Origin of the sequence: Dokdonia donghaensis DSW-1 (assembly GCF_001653755.1) — a bacterium.
Lineage (GTDB): Bacteria > Bacteroidota > Bacteroidia > Flavobacteriales > Flavobacteriaceae > Dokdonia > Dokdonia donghaensis.
Genome location: NZ_CP015125.1, coordinates 3055802 through 3073927 on the forward strand (window position 1 = coordinate 3055802; position 18126 = coordinate 3073927).

The window sequence follows — 18126 nt, forward strand, 5'->3', positions numbered from 1 at the left end:
CCGCAACAGTAACCTTTATTTTTTTGAAATTTCTTCAGTTTTAGGCTTGTAAGTCTTCTTATCGATAACCATTTTTGCAATGATTTCTCGTAAGATTTCAGATGTTCCTCCACCTATAGGGCCTAGGCGACTATCACGTAACATACGAGCTAGCGGGTATTCTTCCATATAACCGTAACCTCCTAACATCTGTAAACAATCATAAATTACCTCATCTGCAATTTTTGTTGCTGTAAGCTTAGACATAGTCGCTTCTTTTACCACATACTCGCCATTACCTAGACGATGAGCCACTGTATAATTAAAAGCTTTAGACATCTCCACCTCTGCTGTACGTTCTGCTAGCTTGTGACGTAATGCCTGAAACTTATCGATTGTAACTCCAAAAGCGGTACGCTCTTTCATATAACCTAACGCATACTCTATAGCATACTCGGCTCTAGCGTGAGCATTAACACCCATAATTAAACGTTCTGATGCAAAGTGTTGCATTATGTACCCAAAACCAGCATTTTCCTCCCCCATTAAATTTTCGGCAGGAACTTTTACATTATCAAAAGAAATCTCACCAGTATCTGATGCTCTCCAACCTAGTTTATCAAGTTTTGTTGCATTAATACCAGGCATATCTCTATCTAAAAGGAATATACTCATACCCTTACCTCCTAGCTCTGGTGCCGTCTTTGCAGCAACCACTAGATAGTCTGAGTAAACACCGTTTGTAATAAAGGTTTTTGAGCCATTAATAATATAGTGATCACCTTCTTTTACAGCTGTTGTGCGCATACCCGCAACATCACTCCCCCCAAAAGGTTCTGTAATACACAGACACCCTATTTTATCACCAGCGATACTAGGCGCAAGATATTCAGACTTTATTCTCGTATCTCCCTCTGCATTGAGGTGCGTCATCGCTAGATAAGCGTGCGCCCATATAGCAGCTGCAAATCCTCCACTATTAATCTTCTGTAACTCCTCTAGTAGTATTACAGTATAAAAGAAATCAAGGTTCATCCCTCCGTACTCCTCTGGATAAGCAATCCCGAAGAATCCCATATCTCCAAATTTCTTCCAGATAAAACGTTCTATCTGTCCAGTTTCTTCCCATTTGTCAATATGTGGGACTACTTCTTTTTGAAGAAAATCTTTTAAGCTTTCGCGAAAGAGGTTATGTTCCTCTGTAAAATACATATCTGTCATATTCTTATTTTTATCCCTGCTTACTGAAGATATCGCAGGTAATCATAGCACATTTTAATTTATTTGTAAATATAACGCTATTATGTCATATTTGAAGTCTGTCATACCCTCCAAATCTTTCAATTCTTCTAGTGAGCTAATTCCCTCTCTAAGCGTACGATAGTCTACTATTTCTTTTGCCAAATCAAAATTAAGCAATGGAACGGTAGAAAGGTCTGATGCTGTCGCGGTATTTACGTTTACAAAACGTATTTCCGGTTTGTTTTTTACCGTATAATGATTAAGCACAAGTCTCTTTATAGATTTATCTACACCATAGACACTGTAAATCTGAAAATCTACTTGATAACCTCCCACCTTATCACGGTGTCGTATAATAGCAGTAGCAGCATTTTCATCTACACCCTCTATTGCGAGTAGATCTTCATAAGTTATGCTATTGAGCATTCCTTTCTCTTCGGCCGTTTTCCACTTCTTCTTATAATTGTTTTTCTTTTGTGGAGTTTTACGTTGCTCCAGCAACCATTTTGGCCATTTAAAATAGGGAGATATTTGTGCCAGTAGTGAGTCTGATACTTTTGAGACTTGCTGAAACTCTGCTGTGGAGTTAAACCATTTTCCGCTTTCGCGAAAGCGTACTACCCTATCTATCTGTTCTGTACTCATCCCGAGTTTATACCCATTATAATCTGTGAGTAATGTAGGGTTAAAAGGATAAATTTTAGGCTTTCTTCTTTCTAGCTCAATTGCTTTAAGCGAGTCTATTTCTTTTTGAAAAGCGAGGACACGAGCATCTTCTTGCGGTTGCGCAGCGGGTGAATCTTTAAGACTTTTACTAACCGCAATAACACCTAGACACGCAAGACAAAGTATGGCAAAAAACAAAATCCCATTTCGCTTACGTCTGTCGTAAACAAAATGGGATTTAAATAGTTTCATCTTATGTGATCTTAGTCTATAGCTTGCTCCTTAAGCCTTATAGCATCAAGGTATCTTTTAAGCTGCTTTTTCACTACTGGGAATAAGAAGAAAAGACCTACCATATTAGGGAATACCATTGCAAATATCATTGCGTCTGAGAATGCCCAGATTGAATTCATACTTGCAGAAGCTCCTACCACTACAAAGGTTAAGAATAATATTTTATATACAAGATCTGCTACTTTACCACGCCCGAAAAGGAATTTCCAAGACTGTAACCCGTAGTAAGACCAAGAGATCATAGTTGATACTGCAAATAGTACAACTGCTATCGTTAAGAACACGTTAGAGTAAGGAATGTACTCTGCAAATGCCTTTGATGTAATACCTGCTCCCTCAAAAGATTCCCCACCTATTAATACTGCTCCTGTACCGTCTCCTCCATACTCAAAGAATCCTCCGAAATTGAAGATTATGATTACTAAGGCTGTCATAGAACAGATAAGTACTGTATCAATAAAAGGCTCTAATAATGCAACTAACCCCTCACTTGCAGAATATTTTGTGCGTACTGCAGAGTGCGCAATAGATGCAGAACCTGCACCAGCCTCATTTGAAAAGGCAGCTCTTTTAAATCCAACTAGTAGAACTCCTATAAAACCTCCTACTCCAATTGCTGTAGGAGTAAAAGCTTCTTGCACTATAAGTGCTACAGCATCATCTATAAGACTAAAATTACTAAAGATGATATATAAACAAGCAAGAACATACATAACTGCCATAAATGGTACCACCTTCTCAGTTACCTGAGCAATACGTTTTATACCACCTATAATGATAATACCTACTATAATTGCAAGAACAATACCTACTATAAAACCAGAGGCTGCACTTGTCATATTAAACATTTCTTTAAGTACAATGGTTGCCTGGTTAGATTGTGCAGCGTTACCTCCACCAAAAGATCCACCTATACAGAAGATTGCAAAAATTACAGCTGCTACTTTACCTAGTGTTGCAAATCCTCTTGCTTTAAGCCCCTTAGTAAGGTAATACATAGGCCCTCCGTATACGGTACCATCTTCACCTACATCTCTGTATTGTACTCCTAGAGTACACTCTACAAATTTTGTAGACATCCCTAATAAACCACAAACTATCATCCAGAATGTTGCACCTGGTCCTCCTAATGCGATTGCTAGCGCAACCCCCGCAATGTTACCATTACCTACGGTACCAGAAACTGCTGTTGCCAGTGCTTGAAAGTGAGAAACTTCACCATCTGAACTTTCATCACGTATTGTGTCTACAATGTCACCATCTACAGCGAGGTTGTCATCTATTTTTTCAATATGATCTTCAATGTCTACTTTAGTAAGATCTTGCCCTTGAGCGATACCATCTTCTCCATAAAGCTCTGTAGCCCCGTGTTTTTCAATATCTTCATATTTACCACGTACCGTCTGGATAGCTCTCCAGAAATATCTAATGTTTGGAAAACCAAAGTAAATTGTAAAAAATGCAGCACTTGCTACAAGTAATATAAGTACAAATGGAGTACCTGCTACTTCAAAAAATACGATAGCAGAAAAGAAATCTGAAACAGGCTGGAATGCTTGATCAATTTTTTGATCAATTCCTACTTCTTGGTTGTTTTGTGCAAATGAAATTAATGGAATAAATGCTGATAAAATGAATAGAAGATATTTCTTCATCATATGTATGTGTTTGGTTATAATAAAAATTCAGCTAGCAATATCTAAAAAAATGCCCCTTATTCAAAGGAAAGTCTCTTAAAATAGTACACATTTACTAAATACCGAAAGTAGCGTGTAGTTTTTTGATTTGTTCAGGCCTTCCTATAACGATGAGTTTAGATTCTTTCTCTATCCTCATATCTGCCTCAGGGTTAACAATGTACTTACCAGATGGAGATCTATATCCTATAATAGTACACCCAGTTCTGTACCGTAAATTAATTTCTTTAATAGTGGCTTCTTTACCATCTAGACATACTTGACTAAAACCTATTTCCTCAACATTTATACTATCCTCCTCTCCCACTACAGATAAGTTGTCTAAAAATTCAATAAGATCTGGAACAACCACCAGTGATGCCATATGGTCACCACCTATGCGATCTGGCATAATCACATTATCTGCGCCAGCAAGTTTGAGTTTTTTTTGTGAAGTTTCTGCCGTGGCTCTACTTATAATTTTTAATGTACTATTAAGCTGCCTCGCACTTAATACAATAAAGAGATTATCTGCATCTTCAGGCAATGCACATAATAATGCAGATGCACGGTCTATACCTGCTTTTTCAAGAATTTCATCTTCATTTGCATTACCATTTACAAAATGAATATTCTTATCAGATTCATATTTTTCAATAATATCTGTGTCCATTTCAATCACAACAAACTGCTTGTTGTATGCCATTAATTTTTGAACAGCTTCTTGACCATTACGACCATAACCACATACTATAATGTGATCATTCATTTTATCTATTTCCTGTTGCACCTTTCTATGTATTAAATCATTGTAAGAACTTCTGCTCAATATATACTCAGAGATTACGGTAATAGCAAAACCTACAATTACTACACTAAGTAATATAAGTATTATAGTAAAAATCTTTGCCTCTGGAGTGAGTGGCACCACCTCTCCAAAACCTACCGTGGTAATGGTTATAACCGTCATATACATAGCGTCTACCCAGCTATAGTCTGCAATAAACTTATATCCTAATACACCTATAGTTAAGGTAATTACAAGAAGTATAACGGCTAGATAAATCTTATGTTTAAATAGAGAGAATAGTCTCATAGATCAAAAACAGAGGTTCGTTTTGTATAAATGAGATCCTTTAATTTAAGCCAGAAGGCTACGGTTAGGTACAATGCAAAACCTGCTCCCAGCGTTGCAAACGATACGTAAATAAAAAAAAGACGTACATTCTTTGCTCGCATACCTAACCTATCTGCAAGCCTCGATGACACGTAAAAGCCACGTTTTTCAAAATAGTGTCGTATGTTGTAAACAAATTTTAGCATCGTTGTACTTAAAAAAACTATTGTAACTAAAAGTGGTTGTGGAGGCGATGCTTTTTGTTACGCTTTCGCGAAAGCGTAATTATACACCTCACGCTAAAAGAGCCTAGTTTGCGACCTCGCTCATAAATTTAATTCTATACAGACGAAGCTCCTCATCTTCATATTCTCCATCAAACTCTTCCATAGCTACATCTATCTTATCTGTCTCTGCCTCCATAAAATAATCGTGTAACTCTTCTTGTTGATCTTCATCAAGAATGTCATTAATCCAGTAGTCTATATTGAGTCTGGTACCACTAAAAACTATGGCTTCCATCTCTTTAATAAAATCTGGCATTTCCTTACCCTTTGCAGAAGCAAGATCATCTAGCGGCAGTTTACGATCTACATTTTGTATAATATAAAGTTTAAGACCACTGTTTGCCCCTGTACTTTTAACAACAAGATCATCTGGACGGAGAATATCATTTTCCTCCACATAAGTCTGTATGAGCTTTACAAAATCTTTTCCATACTTTTTTGCCTTTCCATCGCCTACTCCGTGTACGTTACCAAGCTCTTGAATGGTAATAGGGTACTTTATAGCCATATCTTGCAATGATGGGTCTTGAAAAACTACAAATGGAGGTACATCGAGCTTTTTTGCAACCTTTTTGCGCAAGTCACGTAGCATTTCCATCAGTTTTTTATCTGCGCCTCCAGCTTTTTGGGCAGAGATAATTGTATTGTCTGCATCTACCCCAAAGGTATGATCATCTGTCATCATAAATGAAGATGGTTCTTCTATGAAAGAAAGACCTTTAGGTGTCATTTTTATCACACCATAAGTCTCTATATCTTTTTTAATATATCCTGCGACAATAGCTTGTCTTAATAGTGCAAACCAATATTCTTTTTTCTGGTCTTTACCTATTCCAAAGAATGCTTGCTCGTGTGTTTTATGAGAGGTGATGATTGCATTTTCCTTACCCCTAAGCGTGAAAACTACTTCTTTACTCTTATAAATTTCTTTTGTATCACGTATTACAGTAAGCACTTTTACAAGTTCATCTTTTGCTTCGTGCTTCTTTTTTGGGTTGCGCATATTATCATCCAGCATCCCACCTTCTCCAGTAGCGTTATCAAACTCTTCACCAAAATAGTGTAGAATGAACTTCCTTCTAGAAATACTTGTCTCTGCAAATGCGACTACTTCTTGCAATAGTGCGTGACCTATCTCCTGCTCTGCTACAGGTTTACCACTCATAAACTTCTCGAGCTTCTCAATATCCTTGTAGGCATAAAAAGCAAGGCAATGGCCCTCGCCTCCATCGCGACCAGCACGACCTGTTTCTTGATAATAGCTCTCAATACTTTTAGGTATATCGTGATGAATCACAAAGCGCACATCTGGCTTATCTATACCCATACCAAAGGCTATGGTTGCAACCACAACATCTACATCTTCCATTAAGAACATATCTTGATGTCTTGCTCTAGTCTTTGCATCTAGACCTGCGTGATAAGGCACTGCTTTAAGACCATTAACTTGTAGAGTTTGTGCTAGCTCTTCTACGCGTTTACGTGCAAGACAATAGATTATGCCGCTCTTACCTTCATTTTGCTTTACAAAGCGAATGATATCTGCATCTACTTGTGCTGCTTTAGGGCGCACTTCATAATAAAGGTTAGGTCTATTAAAGGAAGCTTTAAAAGTATTTGCGTTTGTTATCCCTAAGTTTTTAAGAATATCTTCTTGCACTTTTGGTGTGGCAGTAGCTGTTACAGCTATGATAGGGATATTATCACCTATTCTTCCTATAATCTTTCTAAGGTTTCTATACTCAGGTCTAAAGTCGTGACCCCACTCTGAGATACAGTGTGCCTCGTCTATAGCCAGAAAAGATATTTTCTGCTCACGTAAGAACTCTACATTTTCTTCTTTGGTAAGTGATTCTGGAGCAACATATAGCAGTTTTGTAACACCTCTTGCTATATCCTCTTTAACCGTTTTAATCTCTCCTTTAGTAAGAGAACTATTTAAAACGTGAGCAATGCCCTCATCTTGTGAGATACCGCGCAAGGCATCTACTTGATTTTTCATAAGAGCTATGAGAGGAGACACCACAATAGCGGTTCCCTCTGCTATAAGAGCTGGCAGTTGGTAACATAGCGATTTACCACCACCAGTAGGCATTATAACAAAGGTGTGGTTTCCTCCTACAATGCTTTTTATTACCTCTTCCTGCAAACCCTTAAACTGACCAAAGCCAAAATATTTCTTAAGTTCTTTGTGTAAGTCTATTTGTTCTGTCTTCATCTATTCAAATGCATTTTTACATACCTTTGTGTTTTCTAAAGATAGTAATTTCCCCACGTTAAACAAATCATAACAAAACCAAGTTTTGAACATAACTCAGCAAATCATTGCTAGCGCACAGAAAACCATTAACATTGAGCAGGCTGCCATTGCAAATCTATCGTCACTTATAGATGAAGAATTTGCTCAAGCAGTGCAAGCTATTTACTCATCAAAGGGTAGAGTTGTTATTACAGGTATAGGTAAAAGCGCCATTATAGCTCAAAAAATAGTTGCAACACTTAACAGTACAGGTACTCCTGCACTATTTATGCACGCGGCAGATGCGATACACGGCGACCTAGGGAGTATACTTATAGATGATATTGTAATATGTATCTCAAAGAGCGGTACAACACCAGAGATTAAAGCCTTAGTCCCACTTATTAAGAAAACCGAGAATACACTCATTGCAATTACTTCAAATAAAACATCATTTTTAGGCAATGAGGCAGACTATGTTTTGCACGCCTTTGTAAAAGAAGAGGCTTGCCCTAATAACCTTGCCCCTACTACAAGCACCACTGCACAGCTCGTTATAGGTGATGCAGTTGCTGTAGCATTACTAGACCTGAGAGGTTTTACAGAAAAAGACTTTGCAAAGTATCACCCAGGAGGTGCGTTAGGCAAGCGATTATATCTTACAGTACAAGATATATGTGCCACACATCAAAACCCTGCAGTAACACCAGATGCAAGCATTAAAGAGGTTATCGTTGAAATCTCTAAAAAAAGACTAGGTGTAACCGCCGTCGTTTTGAATGGGGTTATACAAGGAATAATCACAGACGGAGACCTCCGTAGAATGCTTGCAAAAAACGACTCACTAGAAGGGCTTACAGCACAACAGATTATGAGCGAAAATCCAAAAACTGTAAATCACACAGCTATGGCAATCGCTGCAAAAGATATTCTAGAAGAACATAACATAAGCCAGCTTCTGGTCGTAAAAGATGGTAACTATGCTGGCGTTGTACATATACACGACCTCATAAAAGAAGGAATCGCATAATGGCAAAAAAAGAAAAAAAACACCCTGATGAGATGTCCTTTCTGGATCATCTTGAAGAATTAAGATGGCATTTAATAAGAGCAACACTAGCAGTAGTTATCATAGGTGTAGTCGCTTTTATTTTTAAGGGAACACTTTTTAAAATCATCTTTGGGCCACAAAGTCCTGACTTTGTTTCTTACGACATACTCTGTGAGATATCACGCTTCTTTGGGGCCGAAAAAGGATGCATTGCAGATGGTGATATGGACTTTATTATACAGAGTAGAAAGGTTGCAGGACAGTTTAGCGCAGCTATATGGACCTCCATTATGGCGGGCGTTGTGATAGGTTTTCCATACATACTTTATGAATTTTGGAAATTTATCTCACCAGGCTTATATGAGAATGAGCGTAAATCTAGTAAGGGTTTTATAGTTGTTGCCTCATTGCTTTTCTTTATGGGAGCAGCATTTGGATACTTTGTAGTAGCACCACTTTCTATAAACTTTCTTGCCACTTTTAAAATATCTGAAGCCGTTCAAAATGAATTTGACATAGACTCATTTATAGGGCTTGTGCGTGCATCTGTACTAGCTTCTGGTTTTATATTTGAACTACCTATCATTATGTATTTTTTAACTAAAATAGGCCTAGTTACACCAGAATTTTTAAAGAAAAACAGAAAGTATGCGCTTGTAATTGTATTAATTTTGGCGGCCATAATCACACCGCCAGATATATCAACACAAGTCATTGTTGCTATACCGATAATTATACTTTACGAGGTTAGTATTTTTATCTCAAGAGGTGTAATAACAAGAGAAAAACGCCGACTCAAAAAAGCCGGTCTCGCATAAGAAACAGGCAAAAATTATTAATAATTAATCGTTGTACGCTTTCGCGAAAGCGTAAACCCCCACTTACATTATGAGTAACAATATAATAGACGACTTTAATAGCTATCGTTCGAAAATGAATGATAAAATACTCGCAGACAATAACAAAATTGTAAAGCGCATCTTTAACCTTGACACAAACGCTTTTACCGCGGGTGCTCTAGACAAAAAGACAAAAGAACTTTTAGGTCTTGTTGCCTCTACAGTCCTACGTTGTGATGACTGTGTAAAATATCACTTAGAGAGCTGCCACGACGAGGGCGTGACTAAAGAGGAGGTGATGGAAACACTTAGTATAGGTACTCTTGTAGGAGGAACTATAGTAATACCACACCTACGCCGTGCTTATGAGTACTGGGAAGCCCTAGATGAAAAGAAAGGAAATCAATAAGCATTTCTTTTTTGTTATAAAGATCTATAATGCTTGTTCTTAATGAGCGTTATAGATCTTTAAAATAAAGGCTTAAACAATACGTATATTTGTTACATATGAAACTACGCGCAGAAAACTTAATGAAATCTTACAAAGGCCGAAAGGTTGTAAAGGGGATTTCTGTAGAAGTTAACCAAGGTGAAATTGTAGGTCTCTTAGGCCCTAATGGAGCCGGGAAGACTACGTCGTTTTATATGATAGTGGGTCTTGTAAAGCCTAATGGCGGTAATATATACCTAGACCAGCAAGATATTACTAAATACCCTATGTATAAAAGGGCGCAAAACGGTATAGGCTACCTAGCGCAAGAAGCTTCTGTTTTTAGAAAACTGAGTATAGAAGATAATATATTAAGCGTTTTACAGCTTACTAAACTGTCTAAAAAAGAGCAACTTCACAAGATGGAGGAGCTTATAGAAGAGTTTAGCTTAGGGCATATACGTAAAAGCCGTGGTGACCTTTTATCTGGTGGAGAGCGTAGACGTACAGAAATTGCTAGAGCTCTTGCTACCTCACCATCTTTTATATTACTAGATGAGCCCTTTGCCGGTGTAGACCCGGTTGCTGTAGAAGATATACAGCGCATCGTTGCACAGCTCAAAAATAAAAACATAGGCATCCTTATCACAGATCACAATGTGCAAGAAACGCTGGCTATCACAGACCGCACTTACCTAATGTTTGAAGGAAGTATACTCAAACACGGAGAGCCAGAAGAACTCGCAGCAGATGAGATGGTGAGAAAAGTCTATCTAGGTCAGAACTTTGAACTAAGAAAAAAGAAGCTCTTTTAATTAAAGCTTACATACAATCTTATAATTAAGATCACCCTCTATATATCTTGTTATGAAATATACTTATACTCTCATACTTGTAGTCCTATTTTCTGTTTTTTGTAAAGCACAAACACCTATTCCTTCTCAAGAGCAAGATACTCTGGGTATCTTAAAACTTGCTTTTTACGACACAAAGGTGATGCTTAAAGGTATAGGCCACGCATACACAGGCCCTCTGCGATGGAAAAAAGATGACTTTATTGTGGCAGGAGCCATTGTAGGTGGTACTGCACTCCTCTACTTTGTAGATGATGATGTAGAAAACTACTTTATAGACAGAAGAGAAGATATCCCTACGGTACTTGATGAAGCTGGAGAGCGACTAGGGAGCCCTCAAGTAGCTTATGGAATTACAGCTGGTACTTATCTTTTTGGGTTATTTACAAAAAATGAAAAAGTACGTCGTACTGGAGCTTTAATGACCTCATCTGCAGTGACTGCTGGATTATTACAAACACTTCTTAAAGCATCAACAGGAAGAAGTAGACCTACTAATGGTCAAGGTAAATTTAGCTTTAATCCTTATAGTGGCGAGGCTGGTTTTAGAGCATTCCCTTCTGGTCACACCATTCTTTCTGTAACAATGGCTCACGCAGTAGCAAAGCAATTTGATAATGTTTGGGTAAAAGTTGGTATTTATGCTATAGGCTCCATAGCTCCTTTACAAAGGTTATGGGGTGGAGCGCACTGGCTTACAGACGTAGCACTTAGTGCTGCACTTAGTATTGTGATAGTAGATTCTATAGACAACTATATGAACAAGGCAAATGTATATCCCGACGGCTCTAAAAAAAACAATAGCATTTCTTGGAAATTTAATGTAGGCTTAGGTCGCGCCGGGCTTACTGGTACTTTCTAGATTAATTTACTGGTAAAGTTTCTTGTTTCTGTGCTTTTATAGTAAGCACAAGCATTGCTACCCTGCTTATCACAAAACAAAACAACCCAAAAACGGTACATAATAATGCTACTTTGAGCCCTCCTGCCATCATAGGCTGTGAGATGTTCCCATTTCCCTCTATAGCATCAAAGGCTGTAATAAGACCTATAGTAGACCCGAGAAGTCCCCACATAAGTGCAAAGAGACTGAGATGACCTATGAGCTCTAGTGTATTTCTTACACGTTTTTTACCTACGAGTGCTAAAATAAATAAGACTACTACTGCAAGTAAAACAAGTAAAATAGGTACCATAAATAATGGCCCTCCTTCATTAATACGATCGATAATTTGTGACATAATATATAGTGTTAAAGGTTAAAAATAATTCTTTTAATGCTAGAGACGTATCATCTCTATATATATGTTTTCAGTTTTTATGCTTTCGCGAAAGCTAAAAAAGCTCCTATAGCTATCCTCTTTTTTAATCCTCAACTACTAACTCTGAATACTTGGCAGTTAACTTGTCAACATCAAATGTTCCTTGATCTTTTAAATGTTCATTAAAGAATCGTACAACGGTCTCTGAAGTTATTCTACTTGCTAGACTTTTATCTATGCTGCCGCTTTCGCTTAGTTTTGAAATATTTATGATATATGGAATATCCATAAAACTTGCGTGACCTGAGTTTTGTAGCAAAAAACTAGTAAAATTTGCAATATTATCTTCTCGATAAACTTGAGTATTAATCTTAGGGTGATTGTCTGGCCAGTCTGAAGATAATAAAACAAATGGCTGCCTTAGAGTATCATTTATTACAGTACCCCATTGTACTCCATCTATATTAAACCCTGCTTTAATTTTAATACTATTTACCATTGCTTGCCCTATAGCTGCACCTCCTTGTGAATGACCGAAAACTCCAATATTGTTAAGATCAATATGATTAGATAAAAATGATTTTGCATTCCATACTTCAAGCTCATTAACAACTACCTTTACATCTATAGCCCATCGTTGAGTGATTTCTGAAGCATAATAGTTTAACACCAATCTTTCTGCTACGGCACGTTTTTCTACTTTTGTGGTTGCTTTGAGAAAATCTTGAGAGCTAGTCCAGGCGAGATCTGTCATTTCTTGATTAAGTTTTTGACTATCATATTCGGCATTAAAATATGCTATACGTCCATCCGGAAATAATGAACCCATACTCTCATAGGTGTGATTGATTACTAAAACAATATATCCGTGACTTACGATATCTTCAATAATAGCAGAATATCCCGTTGCATTAGAATACTGACCGTGTGAAAATATTAATACAGGAAACTCACCTGGTGCAACTTGTGCATCTTTAAACGTATGTGTTTCAATTAAGTCTAAATAATTAAAAGACGTTATGGGTAAGCCATATTTTAATGCAAACCCCTGTCTATCTGCCTGATTTAAATAAGGCTCTCTACTTTCCTCTTCTGGCGCTGCAGGAAACCAAGCTTTTATCATTAATTCTCTTGTATCATTAGGGTCTTCGGTAATGATTTCATCAAGATCAGTCTTGAAATAAATATCTTGAGCTCCCACTTCATACACCCCGGTAGGCTCCGGCAATGTAAAGACTGGGAAGATATATGGTAAAACCCAGGCAAGGCTCAAGGATAAAAACAAAAAAAGTCCCACCACTATTTTCTTAAATAAACTGCCCCTAAAAAAGACTTTTCCAAAACATAGTAATAGCATACTAATAAGGAGTATAAAATATGCCGGAATCATTTGCCAGCGATAGCCTTCTAAAATAATTTGCAACAAAGTCACTACTAGAATTGAAATTATTAAGATTTTCTTATTCAAACCTCTCACACGTGTTATCACAAGCGGTAGCACTGTTATCATTACTAGTATTAAAATTTCTAAAATTCTCATAGTTATTTAAATTAATCTATTTCAAAAGCTCAGCGTAAATGTAAAATCTTTAATGTCGCGTGATAATTTAAATCGACAAGCAACTATATTTAAAGGTGTTTCCACCGGACTATCTGTATAAAATGCAAAAACACAACACAATCTGTCATATATATTTATAAAAGCGTTATTCATCTCAAAATAAATAAGGGCTACCATTTTTTTGTCATCTTTGTGAGATGCTTGCATCATTGCTTAAAAAAACCATTTACTTACCTATACATATTATACTATGGGTATTAGTATGGTTATTTTACATTTATTTCTTTAGCTATGCGGCAGATAATGATCAGTTTGTCATACACTTTGCAACTAGTCTCTTACCTATTACTATCGTAGCGACCTACATTATTGCTTATTACCTGATACCGCATTTTCTTCTCAAAAAGAGATATATTGTTTTTACTACATACCTATTATATACTGTAGTAGGCTCACTGTTTTTAATAATTATCATCACCTTCATAAACTTTATCTTCTTGTCTAATTATGATATGAAGCAAATGCCCTTGCTCACACGCAACTTTGTTTTTGTTTTTATACTCGTGTACCTCGTGGCTGGATTAGTCTCACTGGCACAGCTACTCAAATACAACTACAAGGCATTACATCGCAATAGTGTATTAGAAAATAAAATACTAGAAGGGCAATTACTACTTAAAGAAAAGGAACTCCATTACCTTAAAGAGCAAATACACCCACACTTTTTATTTAACACACTTAATACGATTTATGGAGCGGCCCTAAAAGAATCTAAGCACACTCCTGACCTGATTCTTAAATTATCTAATTTACTAGACTACTCGCTTAATCAAATAAAGAAAAAGACCGTTGCCATATCTGAAGAGACTGGATATATAGACTCCTATATAGGTCTAGAGCAAGTGCGCTTTAGAGACTCTCTAAGTGTCACCTTTACAAAAAACATACAGCGAGATATTCAAGTCCCACCTATGTTATTTATCGCGTTTGTAGAAAATGCTTTTAAACACGGAGGACCTATAGATGAGTTCCTTATTATAAACATACATCTTGAGGTGGTAGATAAGCGATTACATTTTACCATAAAAAATACAGTAAAAGCTACTCAAAACAACACGCTTAATCACGGTCTTGGTCTTAAAAACAGTAAAAAAAGACTTGATGTGCTTTACCCACAGAAATACACACTCACGAGTGAGTTAAAAGACAACTGGTTTTACCTAAATGTAAACATTAGATTAGATCAATGAGAACGTACAATGCAATCATAATAGACGACGAGCCTATGGCACGTGAAATTTTAGAAAGTCACCTTTCAAAAATTGAACAAATAAGCGTGGTAGCCTCTTGTAAAAATGCCGCACAGGGTTTTAGCACTCTAAGTGCTCACGATGTAGACCTTGTGTTTCTAGACATAAATATGCCAGAGGTGACAGGTCTTATGTTTGCCAGAGCAATACAAGGTAATACTAAGATTATTTTCACCACCGCTTACCGTGAGTATGCCATAGATGGATTTGATCTTCAAGCAGTAGACTACCTACTTAAACCTATCTCACTAGAAAGATTGATGAAGGCCCTACAAAAATTTTATAACGAAGTAGAAAAACCAGCACAAAAAACCATTACAGATACCTTTACCTTTTTTAGATCTGACCGTAAAATGGTGAAAGTAGACTTCAACAGTATTCTCTATATAGAGAGTCTAGGTGACTACCTAAAAATTCACACGAACGATGAGATTATTGTTACCCGAGAGACATTATCATCTGCTATAGAAAAATTGCCCATAAAACAATTCTTAAGAACCCATCGCTCATACATAGTGGCTGTGCAAAAAATAGATAGCTACACAAATGAGCACATCACTATAGATAAAACCGTTATCCCTATAAGTAGAAGCTATCGAGATACAACGCTTCAGTCATTAAGTTCTATAAAATAACGCAGTTTATTGCGTACCTTTGCAAGCCTTTAAAAGTCTTAACGACTGAGGTAAAAATAATGTGTTGATTACGCTTTCGCGAAAGCGTAAAAGACCCCATTAAAAGGAGTACCGCATACTATGAAAACAGAATTAGAAAGACAATTAGATCAAATTGAAGCAATAGGTGATGACCACATAGGGACCAGTGCGGTTACCCCATTGCGCGCAGATGCTTTTGAAATGAGCAATGCAGATAAACTTGTAAGCATCCAGAAAGACGTCGCTCACATTATGGAAACCCTAGGGCTAGATATGACAGACGACAGCCTTAAAGGAACACCAAAACGTGTGGCAAAGATGTTTGTAAACGAGATATTTTCTGGTTTACACCCTGATAATAAGCCTAATGTTTCAGTATTTGATAATAATTACAAATACGGAGAGATGCTAGTTGAAAAAAATATTACAGTATACTCTACTTGTGAGCATCACTTACTACCTATAGTAGGTCGTGCACACGTAGCATACATCTCAAACGGAACCGTGGTTGGGCTTAGTAAAATGAATCGCATTGTAGACTACTATGCAAAGCGTCCTCAAGTACAAGAGCGACTCACTATGCAAATCGTGCAAGAATTACAACGAGCTATGGGAACAGAAGATGTAGCCTGTGTTATAGACGCAAAACATCTTTGTGTAAACAGCCGTGGTATACGTGATATAGAAAGTAGCACGGTAACTAGCGAGTTTGGTGGGAAGTTTAAAGAAGAAGCTACACGTAGAGAATTTTTAGACTACATCAAGCTAGACACAGATTTTTAAGAAGCTATAGCTTGCTTATACATACCTATAAAAAAGCGGTTTCTTTTTAGTGACCGCTTTTTGAGTTTTACAATTAAGATATTTACCTTCGTTACACACATAAATAGCACATAAAATGCCTTTATACCAAGATCAAGAACTCACAGTTTACAACTCGCTTTCTGGAAAGAAAGAAATCTTCACACCTCTACTCGAGGGTTATGTAGGTATGTATGTGTGCGGTCCTACGGTATATAGTAATGTACACTTAGGTAATGTGCGCACCTTTATGAGTTTTGATATGATATTTAGGTATCTCAAACACTTAGGTTATAAAGTGCGCTATGTGCGTAATATTACAGATGCTGGTCACCTCACAGATGATGCAGATCAAGGAGAAGATAAGATTGCAAAAAAAGCTAGACTAGAGCAAATTGAGCCTATGGAAGTTGTACAGAAGTACACGCTAGACTTTCACGATATTCTCAATAAATTTAACTTCTTACCTCCTAGTATAGAACCTACAGCTACAGGTCACATCATAGAGCAAATAGAAATAATCAAAAAGATTATAGACAACGGGTATGCTTATGAGAAAAATGGCTCAGTATACTTTGATGTAATAAAATTTAATGAAGACCACGAGTATGGTAAACTTTCTGGCCGCAAGCTAGAAGATATGATTACAAACACTCGTGCCCTTAGTGCGCAAGATGAGAAGAACAATCCTCAAGATTTTGCACTTTGGAAAAAAGCCGAACCTGAGCACATAATGCGCTGGCCTAGCCCGTGGGGTGATGGCTTCCCAGGGTGGCACCTAGAGTGTACTGCAATGAGTACAAAATATCTAGGAGAACAGTTTGATATACACGGTGGTGGTATGGATCTTAAGTTCCCTCATCACGAGTGTGAGATCGCTCAAAACGAAGCCGCTATAGGAACAGAACCTGTAAAGTACTGGCTACACGCAAATATGCTCACTCTTAACGGCCAGAAAATGGCAAAGAGTACTGGTAACAGCATCAACCCAGGTGAGATTTTTACAGGAGATAGTCCCCACTTAACAAAAGGATTTGCGCCTAGCGTTGCACGGTTTTTTATCCTCCAGAGTAGCTACCGCAGCATTATGGACTTCTCAAACGACGCCTTACTAGCGAGTGAAAAAGGTTTTAACAGACTAATGGAAGCGCTCAAGATTGTAAAAAATCTAGACACATCTAAAGAAAGTAGCTTTAATGTAAACGACTGGAAGGCGTCTTGCTACGCCGCGATGAATGACGATTTTAACACTCCGATACTCATTGCACATCTTTTTGATGCAGTAAAGCAAATACACCTTATTAAAGACGGAAAAGCAACTATCACTGCAAGTGATCTTAAGTTATTACTTGAGACGATAAATGCTTTCGTTTTTGACGTACTTGGACTTGAAGACAATAACGCTTTCGCGAAAGCGGACGACTCAAAATTAAGTGGTACCGTAGAGTTACTTATAAAACTTCGTAAAGAAGCGCGTGAAAACAAAGATTTTGCACTAAGCGACAAAATACGAGATGAACTTTTAGAGCTAGGAATTCAACTGAAAGATGGTCGTGAGGGAACTACCTTTACTGTAAACTAATGGCTTCTGCAAAGAAAATAGCAATTGCTCCCTTTTTAGGAATCATCTGGTTTTACCAAAAATTCATCTCCTCGTGGACACCTAGCACCTGCCGCTACTCGCCCACTTGCTCCCATTACACCAAGACAGCTTTACAAAGGCACGGACTTTTAACAGGTGGAAAACTGGCGATAAAACGTATTTTCTCTTGCCATCCTTGGGGTGGCCAAGGATATGATCCTGTGCCAGAAAAAGAACCCTTAAATAATGACTAAAGCTTTTTACTATCTGCCATTAAGGT

18 protein-coding genes are annotated in these 18126 nt (G+C 37.4%); 10 read left to right on the forward strand and 8 right to left on the reverse strand.

All coding sequences use genetic code 11. The features are described from left to right. Window positions 1–15 precede the first annotated feature (15 nt). From I597_RS13375 to I597_RS13400, 6 genes are all read right to left on the reverse strand, one after another. Window positions 16–1200, reverse strand: coding sequence for an acyl-CoA dehydrogenase family protein (locus tag I597_RS13375; protein ID WP_035325199.1), 1185 nt, complete (start codon window positions 1198–1200; stop codon window positions 16–18). Window positions 1201–1254: 54 nt separating this feature from the next. Beyond that, window positions 1255–2139 (reverse strand): helix-hairpin-helix domain-containing protein, encoded by an 885-nt coding sequence (locus I597_RS13380; protein WP_035325200.1) that lies wholly within the window; start codon window positions 2137–2139, stop codon window positions 1255–1257. A gap of 11 nt (window positions 2140–2150) precedes the next feature. Further along, window positions 2151–3836: an alanine/glycine:cation symporter family protein gene (locus tag I597_RS13385; RefSeq protein WP_035325201.1), complete on the reverse strand. Its 1686-nt coding sequence runs from the start codon at window positions 3834–3836 to the stop codon at window positions 2151–2153. A 97-nt stretch (window positions 3837–3933) separates the two neighbouring features. Further along, window positions 3934–4953, reverse strand: a complete 1020-nt coding sequence (locus tag I597_RS13390; RefSeq protein ID WP_035325202.1) for a potassium channel family protein — start codon at window positions 4951–4953, stop codon at window positions 3934–3936. Beyond that, a complete protein-coding gene (locus tag I597_RS15060) occupies window positions 4950–5180 on the reverse strand; it encodes a hypothetical protein (protein ID WP_021778460.1) in 231 nt (76 codons plus the stop codon). The genes I597_RS13390 and I597_RS15060 overlap by 4 nt, the downstream gene beginning before the upstream one ends. 103 nt (window positions 5181–5283) lie before the next feature. Beyond that, window positions 5284–7479, reverse strand: coding sequence for a RecQ family ATP-dependent DNA helicase (locus tag I597_RS13400; RefSeq protein ID WP_035325203.1), 2196 nt, complete (start codon window positions 7477–7479; stop codon window positions 5284–5286). 85 nt (window positions 7480–7564) lie between these two features. Here I597_RS13400 and I597_RS13405 point away from each other — a divergent pair, with 85 nt between their 5' ends. The 5 genes from I597_RS13405 (at window position 7565) to I597_RS13425 (ending at window position 11536) form a co-directional block, all read left to right on the forward strand. Further along, complete coding sequence (locus I597_RS13405) at window positions 7565–8530, forward strand: KpsF/GutQ family sugar-phosphate isomerase (protein ID WP_021778458.1); 966 nt, start codon at window positions 7565–7567, stop codon at window positions 8528–8530. Beyond that, window positions 8530–9369, forward strand: a complete 840-nt coding sequence (gene tatC, locus I597_RS13410) for a twin-arginine translocase subunit TatC (RefSeq protein ID WP_035325204.1) — start codon at window positions 8530–8532, stop codon at window positions 9367–9369. Before I597_RS13405 ends, tatC begins: the two co-directional genes overlap by 1 nt. Before the next feature lie 70 nt (window positions 9370–9439). Further along, the gene (locus I597_RS13415) at window positions 9440–9799 is read left to right on the forward strand and encodes a carboxymuconolactone decarboxylase family protein (protein WP_021778456.1); all 360 of its coding nucleotides are present in this window, start codon (window positions 9440–9442) and stop codon (window positions 9797–9799) included. Between the two features lie 98 nt (window positions 9800–9897). Next, window positions 9898–10635: an LPS export ABC transporter ATP-binding protein gene (gene lptB, locus I597_RS13420; RefSeq protein ID WP_021778455.1), complete on the forward strand. Its 738-nt coding sequence runs from the start codon at window positions 9898–9900 to the stop codon at window positions 10633–10635. Between the two features lie 52 nt (window positions 10636–10687). Continuing rightward, window positions 10688–11536: a phosphatase PAP2 family protein gene (locus tag I597_RS13425; RefSeq protein WP_035325205.1), complete on the forward strand. Its 849-nt coding sequence runs from the start codon at window positions 10688–10690 to the stop codon at window positions 11534–11536. A 1-nt stretch (window position 11537) separates the two neighbouring features. Here the strand turns inward: I597_RS13425 and I597_RS13430 are convergent, their stop codons facing one another. Beyond that, window positions 11538–11915 carry a MotA/TolQ/ExbB proton channel family protein gene (locus I597_RS13430; RefSeq protein ID WP_035325206.1) on the reverse strand — a complete coding sequence of 126 codons (378 nt, stop codon included), beginning with the start codon at window positions 11913–11915 and terminating at the stop codon, window positions 11538–11540. 124 nt (window positions 11916–12039) lie between these two features. Next, complete coding sequence (locus tag I597_RS13435) at window positions 12040–13476, reverse strand: alpha/beta hydrolase family protein (protein WP_081964975.1); 1437 nt, start codon at window positions 13474–13476, stop codon at window positions 12040–12042. Window positions 13477–13694: 218 nt separating this feature from the next. On the opposite strand from I597_RS13435, the gene I597_RS13445 reads away from it, so the two are divergent. The 5 genes from I597_RS13445 to yidD all read left to right on the forward strand — a co-directional run bounded on the left by I597_RS13445 (window position 13695) and on the right by yidD (window position 18100). Then, the gene (locus I597_RS13445; RefSeq protein WP_035325209.1) at window positions 13695–14747 is read left to right on the forward strand and encodes a sensor histidine kinase; all 1053 of its coding nucleotides are present in this window, start codon (window positions 13695–13697) and stop codon (window positions 14745–14747) included. Continuing rightward, a complete protein-coding gene (locus I597_RS13450; RefSeq protein ID WP_035325210.1) occupies window positions 14744–15442 on the forward strand; it encodes a LytR/AlgR family response regulator transcription factor in 699 nt (232 codons plus the stop codon). The genes I597_RS13445 and I597_RS13450 overlap by 4 nt, the downstream gene beginning before the upstream one ends. A 120-nt stretch (window positions 15443–15562) precedes the next feature. Next, on the forward strand, window positions 15563–16246 hold the full coding sequence (gene folE, locus I597_RS13455; protein WP_052111745.1) for a GTP cyclohydrolase I FolE: 684 nt from the start codon (window positions 15563–15565) through the stop codon (window positions 16244–16246). Window positions 16247–16361: 115 nt separating this feature from the next. Continuing rightward, window positions 16362–17846, forward strand: a complete 1485-nt coding sequence (cysS, locus tag I597_RS13460) for a cysteine--tRNA ligase (protein WP_035325211.1) — start codon at window positions 16362–16364, stop codon at window positions 17844–17846. Beyond that, entirely contained in the window at window positions 17846–18100 is a 255-nt protein-coding gene (gene yidD / locus I597_RS14830; protein ID WP_081964976.1) for a membrane protein insertion efficiency factor YidD, read from the forward strand. Before cysS ends, yidD begins: the two co-directional genes overlap by 1 nt. Window positions 18101–18126 lie beyond the last annotated feature (26 nt).

Coding starts and splice junctions, on each gene's coding strand:
- I597_RS13375 (WP_035325199.1), bottom strand. CDS start 1,200: ATGACAGATATGTATTTTACAGAGGAACATAACCTCTTTCGCGAAAGC.
- I597_RS13380 (WP_035325200.1), bottom strand. CDS start 2,139: ATGAAACTATTTAAATCCCATTTTGTTTACGACAGACGTAAGCGAAAT.
- I597_RS13385 (WP_035325201.1), bottom strand. CDS start 3,836: ATGAAGAAATATCTTCTATTCATTTTATCAGCATTTATTCCATTAATT.
- I597_RS13390 (WP_035325202.1), bottom strand. CDS start 4,953: ATGAGACTATTCTCTCTATTTAAACATAAGATTTATCTAGCCGTTATA.
- I597_RS15060 (WP_021778460.1), bottom strand. CDS start 5,180: ATGCTAAAATTTGTTTACAACATACGACACTATTTTGAAAAACGTGGC.
- I597_RS13400 (WP_035325203.1), bottom strand. CDS start 7,479: ATGAAGACAGAACAAATAGACTTACACAAAGAACTTAAGAAATATTTT.
- tatC (WP_035325204.1), top strand. CDS start 8,530: ATGGCAAAAAAAGAAAAAAAACACCCTGATGAGATGTCCTTTCTGGAT.
- I597_RS13415 (WP_021778456.1), top strand. CDS start 9,440: ATGAGTAACAATATAATAGACGACTTTAATAGCTATCGTTCGAAAATG.
- lptB (WP_021778455.1), top strand. CDS start 9,898: ATGAAACTACGCGCAGAAAACTTAATGAAATCTTACAAAGGCCGAAAG.
- I597_RS13425 (WP_035325205.1), top strand. CDS start 10,688: ATGAAATATACTTATACTCTCATACTTGTAGTCCTATTTTCTGTTTTT.
- I597_RS13430 (WP_035325206.1), bottom strand. CDS start 11,915: ATGTCACAAATTATCGATCGTATTAATGAAGGAGGGCCATTATTTATG.
- I597_RS13435 (WP_081964975.1), bottom strand. CDS start 13,476: ATGAGAATTTTAGAAATTTTAATACTAGTAATGATAACAGTGCTACCG.
- I597_RS13445 (WP_035325209.1), top strand. CDS start 13,695: ATGCTTGCATCATTGCTTAAAAAAACCATTTACTTACCTATACATATT.
- I597_RS13450 (WP_035325210.1), top strand. CDS start 14,744: ATGAGAACGTACAATGCAATCATAATAGACGACGAGCCTATGGCACGT.
- folE (WP_052111745.1), top strand. CDS start 15,563: ATGAAAACAGAATTAGAAAGACAATTAGATCAAATTGAAGCAATAGGT.
- cysS (WP_035325211.1), top strand. CDS start 16,362: ATGCCTTTATACCAAGATCAAGAACTCACAGTTTACAACTCGCTTTCT.
- yidD (WP_081964976.1), top strand. CDS start 17,846: ATGGCTTCTGCAAAGAAAATAGCAATTGCTCCCTTTTTAGGAATCATC.